Source organism: Collinsella sp. LCP19S3_D3 (assembly GCF_052121455.1).
In the GTDB taxonomy this organism is placed as follows: domain Bacteria; phylum Actinomycetota; class Coriobacteriia; order Coriobacteriales; family Coriobacteriaceae; genus Collinsella.
On the sequence record NZ_JBQKEF010000005.1, the window covers coordinates 1 to 19,110 of the forward strand.

A 19,110-nucleotide genomic window follows, 5' to 3' on the forward strand; every position below is an offset into this window, starting at 1 on the left:
AGATAAGGATGCACGGGAGGAAGGGGTCCGAGCGGCTCCTGCGGCGGCGCGAGGAGATGCTCGCCCGCGGCATGCCCGCGGCGAAGGCCAACGCGGCCACCGCGGCCGAGCTCGTGAGGTGGCTCTGGGCCCTCGGCATGATGTGCCGGGAGGGCGCGGAATAGACATAGCCCCCGTCCCGGCGAGCCGGGCGGCCCTCGGGGATACCCCCTATTTCGCTGTGCGCGCGGAGCCCTCCGCATGCGCCTCGACAGACTTGGGGAACCCCGCCGAAGGAATGGAGTGCGGGCCGACAGAACGGTATCCGCGGATATGAGACTGAGCCGAAGGCGTCGATGACATGCCGGGGGCGGACCGGGACGGGTTCAACGGCAGGCCCCGCCGACCGATTGCAAGCGGTCGGCGGGGCCATTGTGGCTCTTGACAGCGGATTGGGTCATATGAGCGAAAGCCCGCCAGAGCGAGCAAGGTGCCTTGAAGCAAGGCGGCATAGACCTTCTGGTCATGCCGCCGAAGCTGAAAGGCAGATTGCCGCTCTGGCGGGTTTGCAGCGTCAACCTGTTACGCGGTTTGGTAAAACCGCGTAACTACAAGGCATTCGCGCAGCGCTCGCAGATATGCGCGTGACCGTTGTACTCGCCGACGGTGGTGCGATAGTTCCAGCAACGGTCGCAGCACTCGCCCTCGGCGGCCTCAATAGCAACGGAAAGCTCCTCGCCCTGGGTTAGCTCAACATCGGAGACGATGTAGAACTCGGCCAGATCGACGGCCTTGTCGCCGGTCAGCAGCGCATACATCTCGGCGGGAACGACCGCCTTGACGCGGACCTGCTGGCTCTTGGTGAAGGTGCCGGCGGAGCGGGCATCCTCAAGGGCCTTGGTCACAGCGCTACGGAGCTCGAGCGAGGCCTCGAGCACGCCCTCGAACTCATTGGCCTCGTCGACCGTGATGGGCGACTTGTACCAATCGAGCAGCGCGGCGTACTTCTGGTGATCGACGCAGCCGGCGGGCGCATAGGCCATGGCCTCGTCGACCGTGTAGGACAGGATCGGCTGCAGGTCGCGCATGAGCATCGAGAAGAGCTCGGCCAGCACGGTCTGGGCGCTGCGGCGCTCGAGCGAGCCGGGCTTGTCGCAGTACAGACGGTCCTTCAGGGCGTCGAGGTACACGTTGGAAAGCTCGGTAACCACAAAGTCGTAGAGCGCACGGTAGGCGCGCGGGAACTCGTAGCTGGCGTAGGCGTCGTCGACCTCGGCCTGGACCTGGGTCAGACGGGCAACCATGAGCTTGTCGAGCGGCAGCAGGTCGGCAAAGGCGACGCCGTCGGTCTCGGGCTCAAACTGACCCTCGAGCTCGGAGAGCAGGAAGCGCAGCGTGTTGCGGAAACGACGGTAGGCATCGGACGTACGAGCAAGGATCTCGTGGTCGATGGAGACGTCGGAGCTGGTATCGACCGAGGCGACCCACAGGCGGATGATATCGGCACCCATCTCGTCGCAGACCTTGTTGGGGTCGATGACGTTGCCGAGCGACTTGGACATCTTGCGGCCCTGACCATCGAGCGTGAAGCCCTGCGAGACGACCGCCTTGTACGGAGCGTGGCCGTTGGCACCCACCGAGGTGAGCAACGAGCTCTGGAACCAGCCGCGGTGCTGGTCGGAGCCCTCGAGGTACACATCCGCCGGGTACTCAAGCTCGGGGCGATACTCGCAGACGGCCTTCCAGGACACGCCGGAGTCCCACCACACGTCGAGGATGTCCTTATCGGCCTTGAGGTGATGGCCGCCGCACTTGGGGCAGACGCAGGCCTCGCCCAGGTAGCTCTCGGGAGCGTCGGTGAACCAGGCGTCGGAGCCCTTCTCGTGGAAGAGCTTGATGACGGCGTCGAGCGTGGCGTCGTTCATGACCTTCTCGCCGCAGTCGGCGCAGGTGTAGCTGGGGATAGGCACGCCCCAGTTGCGCTGACGGCTGATGCACCAGTCGGGACGCTGCTCGACCATGGCACCGATGCGGTTGGCCGCGTGAGCCGGATACCACTTGACGTTCTCGCGGATCTCTTTGCCAGCCTGCTCGCGCAAACCGGTCTTGTCCATCGAGACAAACCACTGGTCGGTAGCACGGAAGAGCACCGGGTGCTTGCAGCGCCAGCAGTGCGGATAGCTGTGCGTGATCTTCTTCTCGAGGACCAGGGTGCCGCGCTCGCGCAGGAACTCGATGATGTGCGGATTGGCCTCGTCGGTATCCATACCGCTGAAGGGGCCACCGGTACCAAACTCCTCGCCGGTGTAGAACTTACCGTCGTCATCGACCGGCATGCAGATATCGGTGATGCCCTCCTTGAGGCAGGCGAAGTAGTCGTCGACGCCGTGGCCGGGCGAGTTGTGGACGATACCGGTACCGTCATCGACGCCGACGTAATCGGCCAGCAGTGCCACGCCCTCGACACCGTCAAAGATCGGCTGCTTGTAGTGGATGTGGTGGAAGGTCTCAGCGGGAACCACATAGGGCTTACCGTCGACCATGACCGGGGTGTACTCCCAGCCAAACTCCTCACAGCACTTGGGAGCCAGGTCCTCGAGCATAACCTCGGCACGGCCATCGTGCTCAACGGCAACATAGGCGGCGCCGGGCTTAAGGGAAACGGCCTGGTCGGAGGGGATGGTCCACGGCGTGGTCGTCCAGATGATGAAGTCAACCGGGCCGTCGAAGTTCTCGAGACCGGCAGGCTTAGTGGTCATCTCAAAGCGCACGAAGATGGACGGGCTCGTCTCGTCGGAGTACTCGATCTCGGCCTCGGCCAGCGCGGTGTGGCAGTGCTTGCACCAGTGGACGGGCTTATGACCGCGATAGATCATGCCCTTGTCGAACATGGCCTTGAAGACCTCGATGTCGGCGGCGTCATGCTGGTGATAGAGCGTCAGATACGGGTTGTCCCAGTCGCCAAGCACGCCCAGGCGACGGAAGCCGGCCTTCTGCAGCTCGATGTTCTCGACAGCGAACTTATTGCAAAGCTCGCGGATCTTAGCCGTGGAGGTCTGGTTGAACTTCTCGGTGCCGAGCTTCTCCTCGACCTTGTGCTCAATCGGCTGACCGTGGCAGTCCCAACCGGGGACATAGGGAACCTCGTAGCCCTGCATCATCCAGTAACGGTTGATCATGTCCTTAGAGATCTTGTTCATGGCGTGGCCGATGTGGATCGGGCCGTTGGCATACGGAGGGCCGTCGTGCAGCACGAACTTCTTGTGACCCTTGTTCTTCTTTAGAACTTGCTCGTAGACCTTGTTGTCCTGCCAGTCCTTGAGTCGCTTGGGCTCGGACTTGGAAAGACCGGCACGCATGGGAAAACCGGTCTTGGGCAGATTCATCGTCTGCTTGTACTCGTTTGCCACGGTACCCCTTTCTTGTCATGGGCGCGCACGCCCTCTGGGCACCAAAAAAGCGCCCGTCCCTGCAAGCTGGGACGAAGCGCCACAAGACAGGCAGTCTGCCCGTAAAAGCTCTTCGCTTAACCACCCAGCTTAGATGCCCTCGCCCGCGTCGCCGCGCGCTCGCATCCGTTACTCGGCTGGCCTGTATCGACGACCATCTCGGCGATATCTACTAAGACGTGCCTGCGCGGCACGTCCGTTGGGACCGCAGCTCCGGGGTGATTTTCATCGGTCGCATGCACGGGTTCTCAGCGCTACCCGCTCTCTGTAGCATGCGGACGGCCGACTACTCGTCCCCATCAACGCTTATGCGGAGTATGCTAGCACGTTCCGCGCCGACGAAAAACCCTCAACACTGGTTTTATACGTTCGAAATTTCTCGCGGCTGTGGACCTTCTCTAGGAGCAAAATACCTGAAAGCACTTTATCGAACGAAAGAAGGTTGCTATGCGCACGATCGGAATGAGCGACTATACCGTCGGCGAGGACTGCTTCGACGAGCTGCCCAGCGCGCTGGCCGAATACGGTGCGACCAAGGTCGCAATCATCGGTGGCAAGCGAGCACTGGCTGCAGCACTTCCCGGTATCGAAGCCGCGCTGGCAGGCACCGGCGTCGAGGTTCTGGAGACGCGCGTCTACGGCACCAACAGCACACGCGCCAATATCGCCAAGGTCGTAAACTCCCCCGCCTGCCAGCAGGCAGACGTGCTCATAGCCTGTGGTGGCGGCAAGGCACTCGACACCGTCAAGACGGCGGCTATCGAGCTCAAGAAGATCGTCTTTACGGTGCCGACGATCTGCTCCAACTGCTCCGCCGCGACCGCCATTGCCGTTGTCTACAACGACGACGGCTCGCTCGAGGGCTATTCGTACCCCAACCGCCCCGCGCACATCTTCATCAACCCCAAGATCATCGCCGAGGCACCGGCAGAGTACTTCTGGGCCGGCGTAGGCGATGCCCTGTCCAAGCAGCCCGAGGTCGAGTACGCCACGAGCGCCGGAAATTTGGAGCACACCGCCGGTCTTGGCCTGGCACTCGCCCACACCTGCTCCGAGCCGCTGTTTACCTATGGCGTCCAGGGTCTTGAGGACGTGCGCCAGGACCTGTCGAGCGAGGCCGTCAAGCAGATCGCGCTCGACATCGTGGTCAACACGGGATATGTCTCGAACCTGACCAACCAGAACGATTACTACTACAACTCGAGCGTGGCACACGCGTTCTACAACGCCACTTGCAGCATTCCGCGTGAGGGCACCTACCTGCACGGCGAGGTCGTAAGCCTGGGCGTGCTCGTGCTGTTCGCCTACACGGGCGACACCGAGAACCTTGAGCGCTATGCCGCCTTTAACAAGCAGATGGGCCTGCCCGTGACGCTTGAGCAGGTCGGGCTTTCCGAGGCCGATATCCCTGCCCTGTGCGAGTACGCGCACGCCACCAACGAGTGGAAGCAGGGTAACCCCGAGCCCTTCACCGACGAGAAGTTCGCCGCCGCCATCAAGGCAGCCAACGCCTACGGCCACACGCTCCTCGCCTAACCTACCAAAAAGGGACAGGTTTATTTTGGCAGGTTTTATCTGGGCAAACGCCATTGAACATCTGTTGAAATTGTTTAGCTTGCCAGTAAAGGGGGCGACCATCTACTCGATGGCCGCCCCCATTCTTTTGCTATTCCAACATGCTCGGGTCAAATTCACTTGCGGGAATCACACGGTACCCGTGGCGCAGGAGCAGGTCGACGAAGACACCGTTGCCCGCGGTGAGCGTGCCGCTAAAGGTGCCATCGTAGACGCGACCTGCACCGCACGAGGGACTACGGTCCTGTAAGATGCACGCGGCGATCTCGGACGGCCCGCCCGCCTGCTCGCACATATCGAGTGCACGCTCAGCACCCAAGCGAAATTCCCTGTCAACGGACACGCCCTCGCAGGTACGGACTTCGCCGTTCACAATTTCGGACGGCTTGCGCGGTGTGGGCAGGCCGCCAAAAACCTCAGGGCACACGAGGAGCACCTCGGTTCCCGTGCGCTCGCAGGCCTCGACCAGCTCGCGATGGTAATTATCGAGCCCGTTATACTTGCAGCTCTCGCCCATCAAGCAGGCACTTACCACGATCTTCATATACAACTCTTCCCAAGCAAAACGCCCCATTTGAGGTGGACACTCAAATGGGGCGAAAGCACTGCGCAACTAGTATTACTGCTGCTTTGGCATCAGCGGATTCTCACGCGTGAGGAGATTCATAAACTCCTCGCCCGTGATCGTCTCCTTCTTGTACAGATAACGAGCCAGCTCGTGGAGCTTAAACTTGTTCTCCTTCAAGATCTGCAGGGCGCGGTCGTGCGCATCCTCGATCAGCTTGGCGACAATCGCGTCCACGCGCTCGGCCGTACCGGGGGCGCAGGTGAGCGACGTATCCTGGTTAAGGTACGCGTTCTGCACGGTACCGAGCGCCATCATGCCAAACTCATCGGACATACCAAAGCGCGTCACCATGTTACGGGCGAGCTTGGTGGCCTGCTCGATATCGTTGGCGGCGCCGGTCGTCATCTCGCCAAAGATGAGCTCCTCGGCAGCACGGCCACCGCAATAGACGGCGAGCTTGTCCAGGATCTCCTGGCGCGTGGTCAGGAAGCGCTCGTCCTCCTCGACCTGCATGGTGTAGCCCAGGGCACCGCTCGTGCGCGGCACGATGGTGATCTTCGTGACCGGCGCAGAGCCCTTCTGGCGAGCGGCAACGATGGCATGACCGATCTCGTGATAAGAAACGACCTGCTTCTCGTGGTCGGACAGCACCGTGGACTTGCGCTGCTGACCGGCGATGACGACCTCCACCGACTCCTCAAAGTCGTCCTGCGTGGCGCGCTTGCGACCCTCGCGGACGGCACGCAGGGCGCCCTCGTTGATGATGTTGGCCAGGTCGGCGCCCGAGGCACCGGGCGTGGCGCGGGCAATCGCGGTCAGGTCGATCGGTGGCTGCGTCTTCACGCTCTTGGCGTGCAGCTCAAGAATGTTCTTACGGCCGGTCAGGTCGGGCAGCTCAACGGGAATGCGGCGGTCAAAACGACCGGGGCGCAACAGGGCCGGGTCAAGGCTGTCGGGACGGTTGGTGGCAGCGAGGACGACGATACCCTTGTGGTTATCGAAGCCGTCCATCTCGGTCAGCAGCTGGTTGAGCGTCTGCTCGCGCTCGTCGTTGCCACTAAAGCCGCCGCCGTCGCGCTTCTTGCCGATGGTATCGATCTCATCGATAAAGACGATGCACGGGGCCTTTTCCTTGGCCTGCTTAAACAAATCGCGAACCTTGGCGGCGCCGCGGCCGACGAACATCTCAACAAACTCAGAGCCCGAAATACTAAAGAACGGCACACCCGCCTCGCCGGCCACAGCCTTGGCAAGCAGGGTTTTACCGGTACCCGGAGGGCCGACAAGGAGGGCACCGCGCGGCAGCTTGGCGCCAATCTCCTCGTAGCGCTGCGGCTTCTCCAGAAAGTCGACGACCTCCTTGAGGGACTCCTTGGCCTCTTCCTGACCAGCAACATCCTTAAAGGTCACGCCCACGTCCTTGGAGGCAATCACACGCGCGCCGGACTTGCCCAGTCCACCGCCGCCAAAACCGCCGCCGCCAAAGTTCATCGACGGGCCGTCATCACCCATGGCCTTCTTCATGCGGCGGTTGAGCCACCAGCCGATCAGGAAGAAAATCGCCATGGGAAGAATGAGGGTGAGCAGGTAGTAAGTCATCAGACCCGAGTTCTTATCGGGAACGACCGACTCAAGCGAGGCGCCAGATTCAAGCACGCGATCGGTAAAGCCCGCATCATTCGGCACACCGGTCGTCTTGTAGGCGATGTTCTCGTCCTCGCCCTTCTTGGTGTAATAAATCGAGTAATCGTCCGTGTTGTACTCGACCTTATCGACGCTCTTCTTGTCGAGCGCTTTGACAAACGTCGAGTAATCGGTCTTCGTAATCTGCTGCGTGTGACCGATGTTGGGGAACAGAACGGTCGAGAGCACGAGGTAGACGACGAAGGCGATGAGCACGTAGAGGATCATATTCCGTCTACGTTTGTTGTCATCCATCTCCATCTGCTTGAACTCCATCTACTGGGGTTGATAATGCTAACTAGAATACCCAACCCGGCCGGCGATAAACCGACACCGGGCACGAAAGGACAGAGATGGCATCACTGGAAGTCGGCAAGGTTCAAATCTATACGGGCGACGGCAAGGGCAAGACGACGGCTGCGCTGGGGCTCGCGCTGCGCGCCACGGGCTATGGACTTAACGTGCTCATGCTTCAGTTTGCCAAGAAGCTGCACTGCGCCGAACATGACGCAGCTCCTCGATTGGGGCTTTGCATCGTACAAGCCGACCGCAACACGCCCGAAGCCTGTGCCGCACAGATCATGGAGCTGGCGCGCGAGCAGATTAGCCAAGTCGACGTGCTGATCTTGGATGAGCTGGGAGAAGCCATGCGACGGGGCTTTGTGACGCGTGAAGATGTCGAAGCGTTGATCGCGATGAAACCAACCACCACGGAGCTCGTGCTCACTGGCCGCGGCTTGCTGCCCCTCGCCGACCTTGCCGACCTCGTAACCGAAATGCGCCCCGTCAAACACTACTTCGACGAAGGCCTCCTAGCCCGTCAAGGCATCGAATACTAATTGATCCAAAGGGGACGGAGGAAAACGAATCATCGACATCACCACGGAGAGCAATGATCCGTTTTCCTTTGTCTCATACGGATCATTAGGCAGTAGCGCGGCCTAGCCAGTTGCCGCTGTGGTGGTAGATAGTGAACATCGTGGCCGTGATGAGCCAGGTTACGGGGTAAACCAGCAGCAGGAGCTCAAGCGACGGATCGAAAGGCATGATCGCAAACACCCAGATCACCCTGAGCACGACGGTGCCGAAAATCGTGAGAATCATGGGCTGCAAGCTCACGCCGGCACCGCGAATGGAGCCCGACGCGTTTTCGATAATCGAGAAAATCGCATAGAACGGCGCAATAAAATGGATGATGGTCGTGGTGTACGCCGAAATCGAAGCATCGTCGACAAACAGACGCGACAGAGGACCCGAGAACACCAGCAGCACGGCAGACAGGCCACCAATGAGCATAAACGACAGCACGAGCGACGTATGGTAGCCCTTGCGCATGCGCTCGTAGTTGCGCGCGCCAAAGTTCTGTGCCGAGAACGTGGTGATCGACACGCCAAGCGCCTCGGTAACCATCCAGACAATGCCATCTAAGCGGCCCGAAAGACCCCAAGCCGTGGTGACATCGGCACCAAACGAGTTGACCGACACCTGAATCAAGACGTTGGAAATCGAATACGCAGCAGACTGAAAGCCAAGCGGCAGACCACACGAGATCATGCTCTTGCAAATACCAGGATCAATGCCGAGTTTGGACAGTGAAAGCCGCCACGCACCCGGTGCGTGCATCATGCGAATCACGATCATCGTGGCGTTGGAGCAAATGGTCAGCGCCACCGCGATGCCGCAGCCCAGAGCCTCCATATGCAGCACGGCAACGAAGATGACATCCAGCACCACGTTAACGAGGCAGCCGGAAGCGATGATCACGGCAGGTCCACGCGTGTCGCCCACGGCGCGCAGCAGTGCCGTTCCCATATTGAGCAGCAGCGCCGCAACCATGGCGGCAAAATAGCAACGAGCATAGGCCACACCCTCGGCCAATAGTTCATGCGGCGTATTCATAAGCACCAGCATGGGCTCAACGAACACTATGCCCAGAATCGAGACGACGATACCGCCCACCAGAGCGAGCGTCATGGCCGTATGGACCGAACGACTCAGTCGCTCATCATCGTGCTGGCCAAAATACTGACCCGTAATAACAGCACAGCCGGCGCCAACACCGACGCAAAAACCGATGCAGAGCTCCGTGAGCACCATCGTGGCCTGGATGCCGCCCAACGCGAGCTTGCCGCCAAACTGACCGACGATATAGGTACCGATAAGCGTGTAGGCCTGCTGAAAAAACGAACTAAAAAAGATGGGAACGCACAGCGAAAGCAACTGCTGCCAAATAACACCCTGTGTTACATCGATAGCCGTAGATTTCTTAGCCACACGCCCTCCCCACCAGCGTACGTCAAACAACAAAACGTCAATTTTATGACCAAAGCCAGCACCAGCTTAGCACCGACCGGCGTCAACCGAAACACACGGAATCAGAGCCCAGTGCAAAATATCTGCCTAGTGATACAGTCCCGGCTGGTAGTGATACTCGTTGCTCACGTGCGGACACAACTGCCAAAAAGCGACAGCACTCGCCGCGGCCACGTTGAGCGAATCGACCCCGTGCGCCATCGGAATACGCACAGCCCGGTCACAGCCCGCGATGGTCTTGGCGCCCAGGCCGGCGCCCTCGGTGCCCATAAAGATCGCCAACCGGTCAATCTCCCGCAACGCGGGATCGTCCAACGACACCGAATCATCCGTCAATGCCATGGCGGCACACGAAAAGCCGGCATCGTGCAGCGCCGCCAGCCCATCATGCGGCCATACGCGCGCCTCGCTGCCAATGCGCGTCCACGGCACCTGAAACACCGTGCCCATGCTCACGCGGGCCGAGCGGCGGTACAGCGGGTCACAGCAAGTGGGGCTTACCAAAATGCCATCGACATTCAACGCTGCCGCCGAGCGGAAAATCGCACCCACATTAGTATGGTCGACAATACCCTCGAGCACGCACACGCGCACCGGGCGCTCACCCGCCACCTCGACGACGCCGCCCAAGAACTCATCAACCGGAATCTGACGCGGGCGACGGAACGCCGCGAGCGCACCGCGCGTCACGTTAAAGCCCGTCAACTGCTCCATGAGCTCCATGGAGGCCACGAACACAGGAACCGGACCTGCGCCCTCGCGTACAACCAGACGCTCGAACAGCGGCATCATCTGATCGAGCCAGCGCTCACCCAAAAGAAAGCTCACCGGCTCGTATCCGGCACGCACCGCGCGCTCGATGACCTTGGCGCTCTCGGCGATAAAGATGCCCTTTTGCGGCTCCAGCACGCAGCGCAGCTCGCGCTCCGTCAGTCGCACGTAGGCGTCGAGCCGCTCATCATTAAGGGAATCGATTCGCAGCACCTCAACGGCATCAGTCATAGCAGCCAGCCCGTACCCTTCTTTACAGCACATCTATACCAAACGAGGCGACGCTAAGCGCCGCCCCATGCATTCAATCAACCCGGTGATACCGTTCACGCCAGACGATTTAAGCCTCAACACGACGATATGTCACGAACTCATAATCGAGGCCTTCGTCACCCTCGCCCGCGGCAATCGTGGCAACCCCGTCGCGCCGCGCAACTTCCCACGCAGGATCGACATCCAAATTGGGAAAATACGTGTCCACGGCATGGGTGCAATGGTTGTGCGTGACCTCGGCCTCCACGCAGTACGGCAGAAATTGCCGATACACCTCGCCGCCACCGATCACCCACGCAACAGGTTCATCGGCCACGGCGGCCAAGGCCTCGTCAACGCTATGCACCACGTCGACGCCCTCGGGGGCAAAGCCCTCGTCGCGGGTGAGCACAATGTTGCGACGGTTCTTGAGCGGACGCCCGCCGGGAAAACTCAGCAGGGTCTTGCGTCCCATAATGACCGGGCAACCTTTGGTGCACGCCACAAAATGGCGCATGTCGGCACGGTTGGACACGACCATGTCGCCCTCGCACCCAATGCCCCAGTCATCGCACACGGCGACAATGGCAGAAAGCTTACACGTCATGCGCGTCACCTACACCGCAATGGGGATGTTCTTGACCTGCGGGCCGTGCTCATAGCCCTCAACGATCAAGTCGTCGGTCGTAAACGCGTAGAAATCATGCACATCGGGGTTGAGCGTTACCTTAGGAGCCGCAAACTGCGGACGCTCGATAAGCTCGCGGACGGTATCGACATGACGGTCGTAAATATGGGCATCGGCGATCACATGCAGCAACTCGCCAGCGATCATATCGACCGACTGCGCGACCATCATCAGCAAAATGGCGTACTGGCACACATTCCAGTTGTTCGCGGCCAAAATGTCCTGGCTGCGCTGGTTGAGAATCATGTTGAGTGTTGGCTTATCGTCCTGCGGGCGCTGCGTGACGTTATAGGTCACGCTGTAGGCGCACGGATACAGGTGCATCTCGGACAGGTCGCTAAACACATACGTGTTGGTCATGATGCGACGGCTGTACGGCGTGTGCTTAAGGTCGTACAGCACGCGGTCCATCTGGTCAAAGTCACCCTCGGCATAATGGCTCTTCTGCCCAATCTGGTACCCATAGGCCTTGCCGATGGAGCCGGTCTCGTCGGCCCACTCATCCCAAATATGGCTGTTGAGGTCATGCACGTTATTGGACTTCTTTTGATAGATCCATAGAATCTCGTCCATGGCAGATTTGAGGGCCGTACGACGCAGGGTAAGCGCCGGAAACTCCTCACGCAGGTCGTAGCGTGCCGTGACACCAAAGTTTTTAATAGTATAGGCAGGGGTGCCGTCCTCCCACACCGGACGAACCTTTTGGCCCTCGGTAGTGGTGCCATGGTCCAGAATATCGCGGCACATGGCTACAAACTGTTGATCAGCTTTGCTCATTGACCCTCCTGTCAGTCGCCTATAAGCGATTTTTATTGTAGCCCAGGCGCGCAGCATCGAATTGCACACTTGGGGCGGCACACGCAATGCACGGCAGTACGGCGCCGCATTCGCAAATGCTGCACCTTTAGCTTTTTTGACATATGCCAAAAATAGCTTGAGCGGTTTCGTATACGCGCTATCCTATTGTTGACATATGTCAGATTTGGAGAGTGTATGGCAGGAAGACGCGAAAAATTGCGCCGTGTTGGGATCATTCCCGAATATCGCGGCTTTACCCCTGACGGCCTTGCCAGCGGAGACGCCATCGACATGACGGTCGATGAGCTCGAAGTCCTACGGCTTTGCGACCTGGAAGGCCTCAATCAGGAGGCCGTCGCCCAGCAAATGGGCATCGCCCGTGCCACCGTGGCGGCCATCTGCAGCCGCGCGCATCGCAAGGTGGCAAACGCGCTGGTCAACGGGCGAGCACTTAGTATCGAGGGCGGCAATATCGCATACTCCCCCACACCTACGACGACGGCCATATGGCCAGCAAAGGAGGTCGGCACCATGAGGGTGGCAACGACGTACGACAACGGCAACATCTTTATGCACTTTGGCCGCACCGAGCAGTTCAAAATCTATGACATCCAGGATGGCAAGGTGCTCAACGAGCAGGTCGTAGGCACCGGCGGCACTGGTCACGGCGCCCTAGCGGGTCTGCTCGCCAACGGTGGCGTCGATACGCTCATCTGCGGCGGTATCGGCGGCGGCGCCATCAACGCGCTCACCCAGGCAGGCATCACGGTCTATGCGGGCGCCCAGGGCAGCTGCGACGCCTGCGTCGAGGCCCTCATTGCCGGCACGCTCGCGCAGACCGGCGAGGCCACCTGCGACTGCCATGGGCACGAGCACGAGCACGCCCACGAGCATGGCGAGTCCTGCGGCTGCCACGGCCACCACGACCATGATGGGCACGAGGGCTGTGGCTGCCACTAGTGGCAAGCACCTCAACGCCAACACGCTTCCGCGCGTGAGAAAACCTGCGAACGAACGGCGAAGGCCGCCTGGAGTACCATCCAGGCGGCCTTCGCCATACTCGACTCAACCAGTCGTTACTTTTTATTACGCATCTGCGCTTCCATCTGGCGCAGCAGGTCCATATCGGACTTGGGACCACCTGTTCCCATGCCACCCAGGCCACCCAGGCCGCCCATGCCGCCCAGGCCCATGGCATCCAGACCGGGAATATTGGGCATGCGCATCTTTTTGCCTTTTTTACCCTTCTTGCCCTTCTTGCCGCCGGCTTGCGCCTGGTTGGCCATCGAGCGCATGCGGCCCATCATCTTGTTCATCTCGCCCCACTGCTTCATAAGGCTATTGACCTCGGTGGGGGTCACGCCGGCACCCTTGGCGATGCGGGCGCGACGCTGGCCGTTGATGATGGAAGGACGCAGGCGCTCCTCCTTGGTCATCGACATGATGATGGCCTCGTTCTTGTCGAAGATGCCCTCATCCAGGTTGCCGCCCATCTGGTTGAGCGCGCGCTGGCCGCCGGGAAGCATGCCCAGAATGCCCTTCATACCGCCCATCTTCTTGACGGCCTTCATCTGGTCGAGCATGTCGTTCATGGTAAAGCCCTCGCGCAGCATGCGCTCGGCAGCCTCGAGCTGCTCGGCATCGGCTGCCTCCTGGGCTTTCTCGATAATGCCGACGACGTCGCCCATGCCCAAGATGCGCTTGGCCATGCGATCGGGATAGAACGGCTCCAGCGAATCGGGCTTCTCGCCCATGCTCACGAACTTGATGGGCTTGCCGGTCACCTGGCGCACCGAAAGCGCGCCGCCGCCACGGGCATCGCCGTCGAGCTTGGAGATGATCACGCCGTCAAAGTCGGTGCGCTCGGCGAAGGTCGAGACAACGTTGACGATATCCTGGCCGGTCATGGCATCGACGACCATCAGCACCTGATCGGGCTTGACGGCCTTCTTGATGTCCACGGCCTCCTGCATCATCTGCTCGTCGATCTGCAGACGACCGGCGGTATCGACGATGACCACATCGCGCAGGTGGTCGACGGCCTCCTGGATGGCGCCCTTGGCAATATCGACCGGGTGCTCGCCGTCACCGCGGAAGACCGGCACGCCGATCTCTCCACCAAGCGTGGCCAGCTGGTCGGCAGCGGCGGGACGGTAGACGTCGCACGCGGCGAGCAGCGGCGAGCGGCCCTGCTTCTTGAGCAGGTATGCCAGCTTTACAGCCGCCGTGGTCTTACCGGAGCCCTGCAGGCCCACGAGCATAATGACGTTGGGAATGCGGTTGCTAAAGACGAGCTTGCTCTCGGTGGAGCCGAGCATCTCGGTGAGCTCGTCGAGCACGATCTTGACGACGTTTTGCGCCGGCGTCAGCGATTCCATGACCTCGGCGGTCATGCAGCGCTCCTTGGTCTTGGCGACAAACTCCTTGACGACCTTAAAGTTGACGTCGGCCTCGAGCAGCGCCATGCGAATGTCGCGCATGGCCGAGGTGATATCGGCCTCGGTCAGCTTGCCCTTACCGCGCAGGCGGTCAAATGTGTCGTTGAGGCGATCGCTCAGAGAATCAAACACTGGTCACTCCTTAGTTGGACTCGCCCACCAGGGCGCGGCAGAAATCTTTGGCATTAAACTCCTGCAGGTCATCGACCTGCTCGCCCACGCCCACGCGCAGGATCGGGAGCTTGAGCTTCTCGGCCACGGCCATGGCGATACCGCCCTTTGCCGTGCCGTCGAGCTTAGTCATGATAATACCGTCCAGACCCAGCGCCTCATTAAACTCGAGCGCCTGGTTCAGGCCGTTTTGGCCCGTCGCGGCATCGATCACGAGGACGACCGAGACGGGCATGGGGCCGGCGGCCATATTGGCGGCGCGCTTACGCGTCACGTTGACCACCTTGGCAAGCTCGCGCATGAGCTCGGGGCTCGTGTGCAGACGACCGGCGGTGTCGATGAGCACCAGGTCGCTGCCGCGCTTATCGGCCTCGTCGAGCACGTCGTAGCAAACGCTTGCCGGGTCTGAGCCGCGGTCGCGCTTTATGACGGGGACGCCGGCGCGCTGGCCCCACACATCGAGCTGTTCGATGGCGGCAGCGCGGAAGGTATCGGCCGAGCCGATCACGACGTTCTTGCCGCGGGCGGCCATGGCGCTCGCGATCTTGCCGACCGTAGTGGTCTTGCCGGCACCGTTGATGCCCACAAACAGCACGCAGCTCGGCGTGTCGGCGAACGGATCGCGCTCGACGGGTACAAAATGCTGCTCGAGCTGCTCTGCCAGGGCCCGACGTAGTTGCGGGGCGGTCTTGAGGTTCTTCTTGGCCGCGGCATCGCGCAGGTCGTCGGAGACCTGGATGGCGACCTCGGCACCCATGTCACCCATGACGAGGGTGTCCTCTAGGTCCTCCCAAAAATCCTCGTCGACCTCGCCGCCAAAGTAAAAGACCTCGTTGAGGGCCTCGCGGCTGCGCTCAAGTCCGCGCGAGAGAGCATCGAAGAATCCCATTATGCATTCACGACCTTTCCGGTTTCGCGATCGAGTTTTTGCGAGACGACGCGACTGACGCCGTCAGCTTGCATCGAGACGCCGTAGAGGACGTCAGCGTCCTCCATAGTACGGCGCTGATGCGAGATAACCAAGAGCTGCGTATCGGAACGCAGCACGTCAAGCGCGCCGATGAGCTTGGACAGGTTGGCGTCATCGAGCGCCGCCTCGACCTCGTCCAGCACATAGAACGGCACCGTACGCGTGCGATACACGGCAAAGAGCAGGGCGAGCGCCGTCAGGCTCTTCTCGCCGCCCGACATGAGCATCATCTTGGTGATGCGCTTGCCGCGCGGCTGCGCCACGACCTCGATGCCCGTCTCGGCCGGATGCTCAGGGTCGGTCATCTCCAGATGCGCCTGGCCACCCGGGAACAGCATGGCGAAGATCTCGCGGAAGTTCGCATCGACCTTTTCGAAAGTCACCAGGAAGGCTTTGCGCATCTTGCGGTCGATGGCCACGGTAATCTTGGTGAGCGCCTTGCGCGCGCTCTCCAGATCGGCCAGCTGCTCCTCGATGTAATCGGCGCGGCGCTTGAGCTGCTCGTATTCCTCCATGGCAACCTGGTTCACAGGGCCCAGGTTGTTGATCTGGCGCACGAGCTGGTTGAGCTCGCGCTCGGCGGCGTCGCGATCGGTGGGAGCAGGAAGCACGAGCGCTTCCTCAAGCACGGTGGTGCCATCGGCGGTAATGGCCTTGATGGCCGCCTCTACCTGCACCTCGAGCTTGCCGCGCGCGACCTTGAACTCGTTTTGTGTCGCCGTGGCGGCATCGACCCGCTCCTTGGCGCGGGAGACCTCGGCCTTGGCATCCTCGATGGTTTTCTTGAGCGAAGCCGAGTCTGCCTCCTCGAGTGAGGCCTGGTCACGCAGGCGCGCAGCCCAATCAGATGCACGCTCCAGCAGGGCCGAATAGCGCTCGTGCATGGGATCGACACGCAGGCGCAGCAGCTCGAGCGAGCGCGAAGCCTGACGTGTTCCGCGGATACGGCGGTCAATGCCCTCCAGGCGATGCTCCAGATCGGGCACGCGGCCCTTCAGCGAACGCAGGCGCTCGCTCGTCTGGGCCAGGCGCACCTTGGCATCGGCGAGCTTACCGGCTGCCTCGGAATCGTCACGGCGCACGCGATCGAGCTCGTCGTTGGCTTCGGCAATCTGGAGACCCAGGTCGCTTGCCTGCGCGCGGGCCTCGTCGCGCGAACGGGTGAGCTCGTCAACGCGCGGGCGCGCGGCGCGAACGGCCTCGGCCGCCTGCTCGCGGCGCTTGGAGATGCGCGCACGCTCGACCTCGGCGTTGTTGGCGCTTTGCTCCAGGCGGCCAATCTCGGAGAGCAGCGAGCGGCGCTCACCCTCAAGACGGGCGATCTCGCCGGCGGCATCACCCTCGGCGGCACGCGCCTCCTCGACGGCCGCATTGGCCTCGGTAACCTGGTTCGACACATGCTCAAAAACGGCAGCCAAATCGGGCTCCAGGCCTTCGAGCTCGCGAATGCGGCGCTTCCGCTCCAGGGCACCCGAGGCCTCGCCGGCATCGAGCCCCACGCGCACCAGGCCACCAAAGCTCACGCGAGCGCCATCGGGCGTCACATAAGTCACACCGTCAACGACTGGTGCCGCCAGCGCACAAGGCAAGTCATCGACCACGTAATAGCCGCCGAGCAGTGCCTCGACAATCGGGCCATAACCGGCACGCACGGACAGGCGATCAACCAGACGCGAACCGGCAGCGCCCTCGGCAGCAGCAGAGCCGCTCACACCACGCGCCACCAGCAGTGCCTCGCCCGAGGCCTTCTTTTGGTCCAAAGCCGCACGACCGGCACGCTCAAGCGTGGCGGCGTCATCAAACAACAGGGCATCGATATCGCCGGCAAGCAGCTGCTCGACCAGGCCCTCAAGCTCACGCGGCGCCTCGAGCACGTCGCCCAGACGGCCCGTTACGTCATCGCCCAATGCCCCTACCAGACGGCTCACCAACGGCGAGCTATCGGCCATACGGGCATCGAGCTTCTTTTGGCTCGCAAGCTCAGAACGCACCTCGGACAGCTTGTTGCGCGACTCGCTCTCACGGGCGCGCAAGTCCTTCAACGCCGCACGGGCGACCTCGGTGGCCTGGCGCGCATCGGCCTGGGCTTGGCGAGCCTGATCGAGCGCGCCGTCGAGCTCCTCGGCGCGGTCGCGACGGCTCTCGAGCGAGGCCGTGACCTCCTCGAGCTGCTCGTCAATCTGCTCCAGGCGCGAGGCGTACATGTTGTCCTCGACCTCGGCATTGCTCAGCGAGTCTTTCACCTTGGCAAGCTCGAGCGCAGCCTTGTCGGCCACGCGCTGCACATCGCGTTGCTCGCGCGTAAGCTGCGAAATCTGATTGTCGAGCGCAACACGGCGCTCGTGGAGCTCGGCGGCGGCAGGGCCGGCGGCGTCAACGTCGTCCTGGGCCTGCATGTGCGCACCGGTCACTTCCTCTAGCTGGGCACGTGCATCCTCGAGCTCCTCGACCACGCGACGACGCTGATGCTCGGAGCTCGAAATCTGGCCGCGCATATCGGACAGGCGCGACACCATATTGTGGCCCTTTTCCTCGAGCAGGCGCATATCGGAGTTAATACGGCCGACCACATCTTGCATATGACGGCGCTGCTCGCCCAAGTCACCCACAAACAGGCCCTTTTCCTCGAGCATCACCTGGAGCTTCTCGAGCTCGCGCTCCTTTTCGCCCAAGCGGTACTGCGCAAGCTCCAGCTCGGCGGCACCCTCTTTGGAACGGCTCTCCAGATCGTTCCACTGCGACTGCAGCGAACGAAGCTCGTCAACGGCCAGCATCTGCGTAAGCTCGTTCGCGCGCGAGGACAGCTCTTTGTACTTGCGCGCGCGATCGACCTGACGCTCCAACGGTCGCAGCTGACGGGCAATCTCCTTATTGATGTCGCGGGCACGAGTAAGGTGCTCGTCCATCGACTTAATCTTTTTGAGCGCACGCTCCTTACGGCGCTTGTGCTTGGAAATGCCGGCAGCCTCCTCGATAAGGACGCGGCGCTCCTCGGGACGGCTCTGCAAAATGGCATCGAGCTTGCCCTGGCTGATAATGGAATGCGTATCCTTACCCAAGCCCGAATCGTGCAAAATGTCCTGGATATCCATCAGGCGGCACGGACTCGAGTTGATGAGGTATTCGCTCTCGCCCGAACGATACATGCGGCGGGTGATGGCAACCTCATCAAAGTCGACAGGCAGCACATGGTCCGAGTTATCGAGCACCAGCGTGACCTCGGCAACGCCCACCGGCTTGCGCGCCGACGAGCCCGAGAAGATGACGTCCTCCATGGCCTGGCCGCGCAGCTGCTTGGCGCTCTGCTCGCCCAGTACCCACAGAATCGAATCGGAGATATTCGATTTTCCCGAGCCGTTAGGACCGACGATGACGGTCAGGCCCGGCTCAAACGTCATATGGGCGCGGTCGGCAAACGACTTGAACCCTTTGAGCGTAAGGGACTTGAGATACAC

The 19,110-nt window shown here is 61.3% G+C and carries 13 protein-coding genes; 3 read left to right on the top strand and 10 right to left on the bottom strand.

Annotation, left to right across the window (positions count from 1 at the left end; all coding sequences use genetic code 11):
* Positions 1-587 precede the first annotated feature (587 nt).
* Positions 588-3,365 carry an isoleucine--tRNA ligase gene (gene ileS, locus ACTQXM_RS02990; RefSeq protein WP_441536971.1) on the bottom strand — a complete coding sequence of 926 codons (2,778 nt, stop codon included), beginning with the start codon at positions 3,363-3,365 and terminating at the stop codon, positions 588-590.
* 510 nt (positions 3,366-3,875) lie between these two features.
* On the opposite strand from ileS, the gene ACTQXM_RS02995 reads away from it, so the two are divergent.
* On the top strand, positions 3,876-4,964 hold the full coding sequence (locus tag ACTQXM_RS02995; protein ID WP_441536969.1) for an iron-containing alcohol dehydrogenase family protein: 1,089 nt from the start codon (positions 3,876-3,878) through the stop codon (positions 4,962-4,964).
* 130 nt (positions 4,965-5,094) lie between these two features.
* Here the strand turns inward: ACTQXM_RS02995 and ACTQXM_RS03000 are convergent, their stop codons facing one another.
* Complete coding sequence (locus ACTQXM_RS03000) at positions 5,095-5,547, bottom strand: DUF523 domain-containing protein (protein WP_441536968.1); 453 nt, start codon at positions 5,545-5,547, stop codon at positions 5,095-5,097.
* Positions 5,548-5,622: 75 nt separating this feature from the next.
* Complete coding sequence (ftsH, locus tag ACTQXM_RS03005; RefSeq protein WP_195838531.1) at positions 5,623-7,515, bottom strand: ATP-dependent zinc metalloprotease FtsH; 1,893 nt, start codon at positions 7,513-7,515, stop codon at positions 5,623-5,625.
* A 92-nt stretch (positions 7,516-7,607) separates the two neighbouring features.
* On the opposite strand from ftsH, the gene ACTQXM_RS03010 reads away from it, so the two are divergent.
* On the top strand, positions 7,608-8,093 hold the full coding sequence (locus ACTQXM_RS03010) for a cob(I)yrinic acid a,c-diamide adenosyltransferase (protein WP_441536967.1): 486 nt from the start codon (positions 7,608-7,610) through the stop codon (positions 8,091-8,093).
* Positions 8,094-8,178: 85 nt separating this feature from the next.
* On the opposite strand, the gene ACTQXM_RS03015 is transcribed toward ACTQXM_RS03010, so the two are convergent.
* From ACTQXM_RS03015 to thyA, 4 genes are all read right to left on the bottom strand, one after another.
* Positions 8,179-9,528: an MATE family efflux transporter gene (locus ACTQXM_RS03015; RefSeq protein ID WP_370450570.1), complete on the bottom strand. Its 1,350-nt coding sequence runs from the start codon at positions 9,526-9,528 to the stop codon at positions 8,179-8,181.
* Between the two features lie 126 nt (positions 9,529-9,654).
* Positions 9,655-10,569 carry a TrmH family RNA methyltransferase gene (locus ACTQXM_RS03020; protein WP_427719619.1) on the bottom strand — a complete coding sequence of 305 codons (915 nt, stop codon included), beginning with the start codon at positions 10,567-10,569 and terminating at the stop codon, positions 9,655-9,657.
* 109 nt (positions 10,570-10,678) lie between these two features.
* Entirely contained in the window at positions 10,679-11,197 is a 519-nt protein-coding gene (locus ACTQXM_RS03025) for a dihydrofolate reductase (RefSeq protein WP_441536966.1), read from the bottom strand.
* A gap of 9 nt (positions 11,198-11,206) precedes the next feature.
* Complete coding sequence (gene thyA, locus ACTQXM_RS03030) at positions 11,207-12,055, bottom strand: thymidylate synthase (protein WP_441536965.1); 849 nt, start codon at positions 12,053-12,055, stop codon at positions 11,207-11,209.
* 216 nt (positions 12,056-12,271) lie between these two features.
* On the opposite strand from thyA, the gene ACTQXM_RS03035 reads away from it, so the two are divergent.
* The gene (locus ACTQXM_RS03035) at positions 12,272-13,036 is read left to right on the top strand and encodes a NifB/NifX family molybdenum-iron cluster-binding protein (RefSeq protein ID WP_441536964.1); all 765 of its coding nucleotides are present in this window, start codon (positions 12,272-12,274) and stop codon (positions 13,034-13,036) included.
* Between the two features lie 116 nt (positions 13,037-13,152).
* On the opposite strand, the gene ffh is transcribed toward ACTQXM_RS03035, so the two are convergent.
* The 3 genes from ffh to smc are packed head-to-tail and all read right to left on the bottom strand — an operon-like array spanning position 13,153 to position 19,110.
* Entirely contained in the window at positions 13,153-14,646 is a 1,494-nt protein-coding gene (ffh, locus tag ACTQXM_RS03040; protein ID WP_427747339.1) for a signal recognition particle protein, read from the bottom strand.
* A gap of 10 nt (positions 14,647-14,656) precedes the next feature.
* Positions 14,657-15,574, bottom strand: coding sequence for a signal recognition particle-docking protein FtsY (ftsY, locus tag ACTQXM_RS03045; protein WP_271807278.1), 918 nt, complete (start codon positions 15,572-15,574; stop codon positions 14,657-14,659).
* On the bottom strand, positions 15,574-19,110 hold the full coding sequence (smc, locus tag ACTQXM_RS03050; RefSeq protein WP_441536963.1) for a chromosome segregation protein SMC: 3,537 nt from the start codon (positions 19,108-19,110) through the stop codon (positions 15,574-15,576). Before smc ends, ftsY begins: the two co-directional genes overlap by 1 nt.

Excerpts from the sequence above, each read along its gene's own strand:
- ileS (WP_441536971.1), bottom strand. The coding sequence starts at position 3,365 with ATGAATCTGCCCAAGACCGGTTTTCCCATGCGTGCCGGTCTTTCCAAG.
- ACTQXM_RS02995 (WP_441536969.1), top strand. The coding sequence starts at position 3,876 with ATGCGCACGATCGGAATGAGCGACTATACCGTCGGCGAGGACTGCTTC.
- ACTQXM_RS03000 (WP_441536968.1), bottom strand. The coding sequence starts at position 5,547 with ATGAAGATCGTGGTAAGTGCCTGCTTGATGGGCGAGAGCTGCAAGTAT.
- ftsH (WP_195838531.1), bottom strand. The coding sequence starts at position 7,515 with ATGGAGATGGATGACAACAAACGTAGACGGAATATGATCCTCTACGTG.
- ACTQXM_RS03010 (WP_441536967.1), top strand. The coding sequence starts at position 7,608 with ATGGCATCACTGGAAGTCGGCAAGGTTCAAATCTATACGGGCGACGGC.
- ACTQXM_RS03020 (WP_427719619.1), bottom strand. The coding sequence starts at position 10,569 with ATGACTGATGCCGTTGAGGTGCTGCGAATCGATTCCCTTAATGATGAG.
- ACTQXM_RS03025 (WP_441536966.1), bottom strand. The coding sequence starts at position 11,197 with ATGACGTGTAAGCTTTCTGCCATTGTCGCCGTGTGCGATGACTGGGGC.
- thyA (WP_441536965.1), bottom strand. The coding sequence starts at position 12,055 with ATGAGCAAAGCTGATCAACAGTTTGTAGCCATGTGCCGCGATATTCTG.
- ACTQXM_RS03035 (WP_441536964.1), top strand. The coding sequence starts at position 12,272 with ATGGCAGGAAGACGCGAAAAATTGCGCCGTGTTGGGATCATTCCCGAA.
- ftsY (WP_271807278.1), bottom strand. The coding sequence starts at position 15,574 with ATGGGATTCTTCGATGCTCTCTCGCGCGGACTTGAGCGCAGCCGCGAG.